5 protein-coding genes are annotated in these 5,545 nt (G+C 47.4%); 2 read left to right on the forward strand and 3 right to left on the reverse strand.

The features are described from left to right. Window positions 1-481: 481 nt before the first annotated feature. Both F4X88_02800 and F4X88_02805 read left to right on the forward strand, forming a co-directional pair. Window positions 482-850 carry a transposase gene (locus tag F4X88_02800; protein MYA55201.1) on the forward strand — a complete coding sequence of 123 codons (369 nt, stop codon included), beginning with the start codon at window positions 482-484 and terminating at the stop codon, window positions 848-850. A 47-nt stretch (window positions 851-897) separates the two neighbouring features. Next, a complete protein-coding gene (locus F4X88_02805; GenBank protein MYA55202.1) occupies window positions 898-1,884 on the forward strand; it encodes a hypothetical protein in 987 nt (328 codons plus the stop codon). A gap of 36 nt (window positions 1,885-1,920) precedes the next feature. Here F4X88_02805 and F4X88_02810 read toward each other — a convergent pair whose 3' ends face one another. Genes F4X88_02810 through F4X88_02820 form a run of 3 tightly spaced genes read right to left on the reverse strand, consistent with a single transcriptional unit; the run spans window position 1,921 to window position 5,147 of the window. Next, window positions 1,921-3,081, reverse strand: coding sequence for a fatty acid desaturase (locus F4X88_02810; GenBank protein ID MYA55203.1), 1,161 nt, complete (start codon window positions 3,079-3,081; stop codon window positions 1,921-1,923). 19 nt (window positions 3,082-3,100) lie between these two features. After that, complete coding sequence (locus tag F4X88_02815; GenBank protein MYA55204.1) at window positions 3,101-4,129, reverse strand: hypothetical protein; 1,029 nt, start codon at window positions 4,127-4,129, stop codon at window positions 3,101-3,103. Continuing rightward, window positions 4,122-5,147, reverse strand: a complete 1,026-nt coding sequence (locus F4X88_02820; protein ID MYA55205.1) for an amidohydrolase family protein — start codon at window positions 5,145-5,147, stop codon at window positions 4,122-4,124. Before F4X88_02820 ends, F4X88_02815 begins: the two co-directional genes overlap by 8 nt. Window positions 5,148-5,545: the final 398 nt, after the last annotated feature.

Genomic DNA, 5,545 nt, shown 5'->3' on the forward strand with positions numbered 1-5,545 from the left:
AAAAATCTTGGTGGTGCGATAGAGAATTGGAAAGAAAAGCGCGCAGGCTTCCCCAAGTTTAAGAAACGCGGTTGCAAACATTCCTACACCACCGATGAGCAGTCCGTCCGTATGGAAGGCAAACGTCTCAAGTTGCCCAAAATAGGGTGGGTCAAGACGTTTGAGGCATTGCGTTTTCGGGGTAAAATCGTATCCGTTACCATATCAAGGACAGCACACCGTTGGTTTGCGTCTATCTCTGTAGAAGTTGAGCCACCGATTCACCGATGTCCAGCACCGACCGAGTTTGTCAATTGGTTTGCATCGAATACCGATATTGGAACACCTGAGCAGATAGAACGTTCTATCTACCCCACTATCGGTATAGACGTAGGCATTTCTACACTCGCAACGCTTGACGATGGCACGAAATACGAGAACCCAAGAGCCTTAAAGCGTTACGAGCGAAAGCTTAAACGAGAGCAACTATCGGGTTGCTTGTATCCGCAGGGATGCCCATCATCAAGCGACAACCGATATTCTCAAATGTGTTTCTCAAATCGGTATAGAAACCCTACAGGTTCCGAACTTGCTGAAAAATAGAAACCTGGCAAAAGCACTCTCAGACGCTGCACTTGGAGGGTTTCTTGAGAAACTCAAGACGAAAGCCGAAATGCTTGGCATTCCGATTGTGCAGGCAGACAGGTTTTTCGCAAGTTCAAAGATTTGTAGCAGTTGCGGACATAAAAAAGACGACTTAACGCTGTCAGATAGACAGTATCACTGTAGTAACTGCGGAAGGTCCATAGACCGAGATACTAACGCAGCACTCAATTTAAGAAACCTCGCCGCGGGATACGCGGAGAGTTAAAACGCTTGTGGAGTTTCTATAAGTCCTCCACTTGCGGGAGGCGCGAAATGACGAAACAAGAATCCCACCGCTTTAGCTGTGGGAGTGTCAAAGTTTCGTATCTTGTGACAATATTGACGTTTTTTATTTTGATAACCATACCATCCAACTTGCTGGCAGAAGGGACTGAGGAAATGCATCCAAAGAAGGTGATATTCGAGACGGATATGTGTACCGACGTAGATGATGTCGGTGCCCTTGCTATGCTGCACACGCTTGCAGATGACGGAGAGGTTGAAATCCTCGCAGTTAGTTTTAATGAAGTACACCCGAACGGTGCTGGTGCCATTTGTGCGATAAATACATGGTACAACAGGGGAGATATTCCTATAGGTATCTATAAAGGTAACCTTACCGATCCGGATGAATCGCGTTATCTGGATAGCATCGCGGCTAATTTCGAGCACGATCTCCCGACCCTTCCAACGCCCAGTTCCTTGGAGCTTTATCTACAGGTGCTGAGTGAACAACCGGATAACTCCGTGACAATCATCAGCGTCGGATTTCTCAACAACCTCTACGATCTCCTGAAAGCGAATCCGGATCTTGTTGCTCGAAAGGTTACCGAACTCGTCGTGATGGCGCGGGTTATTGATGATCCTTACAACACATTTCGCCACAATTTGGTTGATACATCAGCGTATGTTATCCGCAATTGGCCCACGCCACTCGTTATCAGTCAGCACGGCGAGAGTGTACACACCGGAACAAGACTGGAAGAGACACCAGCTGAAAATCCGGTGCGGGAAGCGTATTATCAATGGTTCAATGGACAATACAAGGGACGTTCCAGTTGGGACCAACTCGCAGTCTTATACGGTGTGCGTGGTCTCAGTGACTATTTCACCGAAGTTACAGAAGGCAAAGGCAGGTTATCAAATGGGTATGAATGGGAGATGAAACCGGATTTTCGGTCTTATCTGAAGGTTCGGTTGTCAGATAGCGAGTTTGTCCGTATCGTTGAAGATCTGATGATTCAACCACCGAGAAGATAATCTCATAAGCGCGTCTACATGAACAGTTTATGAAATTCACGTTTTGATGGATTCCTCCAACCCTTTAGGAGCTAATTCCCCAATGGAACTTTCCAAAACATCGAGTGTTTCGGTGGGTATATGCTGAGCCGTTGGCGGAAGTGGTGTATCAAAGTAGTAGTCAGGATCGGTTTTCTGTCGTCTCCAGGTTTCGCGCATTTCTCGCCAAGCCTCTAAAAGCGTGCGCGGTTCAGGCATATCCTCGGCAATTAGATGATGCAATTTTTTCAAATTGTAGCAGGGCACTCCCGCAAACATGTGATGTTCTGTGTGCCAATTCATACGCCAATACAAAAACTCTGCCAAGGGGTTGAGTGTAATTGACCGCGTGCACTTACGGAAGTCAGGATCGTTTTCTTTCAAACCACAATGTTGGGGGAGAGAAACGGCGTAGGATCCCCAGTTAGCAATAAAGGCACTGGCAGTGATGATGAGCGGGAAAACCCAATAACCTGTGGCGAGCGAAACGATAAGCAATGTGCCATGAAAAAGGAGTAGAATCCGGGACCACCACATCGAATTTTTATGTTCTTCGGGTTGGTCGACGTGTAATGACGCCAGCCACTCCTGACTTGGGATTTCTGGTGGACCTTCTTTGCCAAAGGCACTACGGATGGTGCAGATAACCGCAGCAATGAGCCCGCCTTTGCTAAAGGTGCGACCGGGTTGCGTGAGCAAATTGAGGGTAAACAGTTGGAGAACGAATAAGGATCCCAACTTGGGTTCAAGTGGCAGAAGGTTTTCGCGATCGCCTTCCGGGTATAACGTGTAACGGTGATGATAGGTATGGCTACTGGCGTAGTCAAAATGATCCCACCAACTGATGAGGCTCAAGAGGTAAAGAAAAAATGTGTTCAGCCACTTGGTCCGAAACACGGTGCCGTGCCCCAATTCATGATTGGCTGTCCCTTTGAAAAAACTGGCGACCGTGCCATGCAAAAATAGGGCAACGAAAAAGCCAAGCCACATCGCTTGTGCCCAAAAGAGGTAGACGACACTACCCGTCAATAGCCAGAGAGCAAGATGCCCGCCTGCCTGAAACCAGCCTTGCGCGTCGCTGCGTTTTGATAGATTCCGTAAGGTTGTGCGATCTATTTTGCTCCGGTACCATTTTACATAGAGTGTCTTTCGGACTTCAGCAAGGGGTTGATACGTCATTTGAGTGTCCTCTTGATATTTAGCATGTTTCGAAATTCTCAAAAGGAAGTGGTAGTTGCTCAGCAGCATTCTGATTTCCAACAGAGGCAGATTCCTCAATTTTGCCAAAGATATGTTTCGCAATCACCTCTGCGCCATTAACAGGATCAAGGCTATAACCGCCCAACGCAATGAGTACAGCATTACCCGTCGGAGGGTTATCAAGGAAGTTTGGGTTAACAACAAAAAGTGGTAGATTTAGATCAAGTGCCGTTTTTGCAGTATTAAAGGTCCCACTCATTTTTCCTTGAGTGTCCCGCTCAGATCCCGATTCAATAACGACAACCGCCTTAGAGAGGGCACACACGAGTTGATTTCGCGCCATCGCATTCCACGCTTGCCATTTGGTATCCGGGTCAAATTGTGAAACCACAAGTACATCTCGATCCCAATTAAATTTTTTAAAGGCATTTTTCTGACGCAACTGATTGATACCATTGGGAAGTACAAGTGTCGTTGTTCCTTCAGTTTCTAACGCACCTAAGTGTGCCTCCGAGTCAACACCTGTGGCATATCCCGATACGATATTTATTCCCTGACCTACAAGTTCACGAGCCAGATTTCTTGTGATACGAATTCCTTTATCCGATACGTTCCGTGCCCCTACGATTGAGACATTATCTGACATGAGGCGTTTTAGCTGCCCTTTAACAAATAGGATCGGTGCAATTTCAAGGAGATGCGGCGGGAAATCTGGGTGCCCCGGATAAATAATACTGACCCCGTGTCTTTTGATATCCTCATACGCCTCAGACACCTCGTCCCCATCCGCTGTGTGAATCTTATCCTTAAGGATTTTGGCTAATTCCGGGAATTGTGCTGAGAGATCGCGTTGGCTGCGTGGCAGCATTTCTGGATTTAGGTTTTCTGCCTCTAATATCTTAGCAACTGAAGCCAGAATTTTGGGACCTATGCCGTGCGTTTTAAAGAGTTGGAACCAGAAATAGTCTCTGTTGATGTTCATTTTTTGCTCCCGGTCTGTCCACTCTTGTCCTATAACCTCAGACATCTATCCGATACACGCGAGCGGCGGTGTCGTGGAATAGCGATGCGCGTTCATCGTCCGAATAGCCAGATGACAACCGCTTGAACGCATTATACATCACGTTGTAAGAGAACGAAACCTTATCAACGGGAAAGTTGCTTTCAAACATGCACCGTTCCGGACCGAACTGCTCGATACAGTAATTCATGAAGGGTGCCATAGACTCGGCCAACTCTTCAGATCCGATCGGTTGTTCCCGTTCATGCCAATCGAAACCGGTGCGTGGCATTCCGATGCCGCCGAGTTTCATGTGAACGTTCGGACACACCGCGACTGCGGCGATACCGTCCCGCCAATTTGCCAACACTTCATCATCTCGACCGCCGTAAGGACCGTCCCGTAACAAACCGCCGATATGGTTTGAGATAATTGTCAGATCGGGTACTGCTCTGGCGAAATCAGCGAGTTCAGAAAGTTGTGGGGCGTACATCCATGCCTCAAAAGACATTCCCAGGCTTGCCAGCACGCGTGCCCCTGCACGAAAGTTCTCACGCGTCAGTTGTCTTTCTGTTCTGTAAGCGGAAGCTCCTGCTATTTCAGGATGCGGATCCCAAGTGACGGAATGGCGGATCCCCCGAAACCGATTCGGACTCGCGGCTTGCAAGGCTTCCAGAACCGGCTCGACGCGTTCACCCAAGTTCAAGTTCGCGTGCCCGACGATCGCTGCGGCAGCACGACTCTCGCCATACAAACCACTCGCGCTCGCAGCTGCGAGTCCTTGCACAAATTCAACTTCACCGACGGGACGTAGCGCCTCAGGTCCATCGGCTCGGTACATTGCTCTCGCCTCAACAAACACGGTAGAACGCACGTTGTGTCCGCTGTCAATATCTGCGATCAACTCGTGAAGTAGATACCGTTGATAAGGGATACGCTCGGTTCGGAAATCCCAAAAATGGTGATGCGGGTCACAGATCGGCATCTCCGGTTCCAGTGTCGGCTCCTCAGTTAGAGCGAGCCAGTCATTGTCTCCATAAGGCATTATGAATATCTCCATCTCTATCGCTAATTCAAATCAATCGGTTTGTTTCTTGGCGTCTACTGTAAGATAACAGAAGATTTTTGTCAAACATTTTTTACGGGTGCCCACTCCGAAATTGTTTGGAGGTAACATCACACTTGTATAACTTTTTTAAGGGATGATCTGATAATATACGTCACATAGTTATAGACACCTATGTAGCGTTTCATGAAAGATTTGCAATAATGCATAAAACGATGTCCGAATCACAATATTGAAAATGAGTGCGCGCGACCGTAATTACGCTTTTCTTGCTTATGCAGTGCTTTAATGGCATAATATGGTAGATATTAGAATTAATTAGATAACGTGAGTTTGATAAAAGTTTAGTCTTTAGAAAAGCACGGGTAAATCGTTGA

Source organism: Candidatus Poribacteria bacterium (genome assembly GCA_009839745.1).
Lineage (GTDB): Bacteria > Poribacteria > WGA-4E > WGA-4E > WGA-3G > WGA-3G.

Bases quoted from the DNA above. Each gene is read 5' to 3' on its own strand.
- F4X88_02805 (MYA55202.1), top strand. From the start codon at position 898: ATGACGAAACAAGAATCCCACCGCTTTAGCTGTGGGAGTGTCAAAGTT.
- F4X88_02810 (MYA55203.1), bottom strand. From the start codon at position 3,081: ATGACGTATCAACCCCTTGCTGAAGTCCGAAAGACACTCTATGTAAAA.
- F4X88_02815 (MYA55204.1), bottom strand. From the start codon at position 4,129: ATGTCTGAGGTTATAGGACAAGAGTGGACAGACCGGGAGCAAAAAATG.
- F4X88_02820 (MYA55205.1), bottom strand. From the start codon at position 5,147: ATGCCTTATGGAGACAATGACTGGCTCGCTCTAACTGAGGAGCCGACA.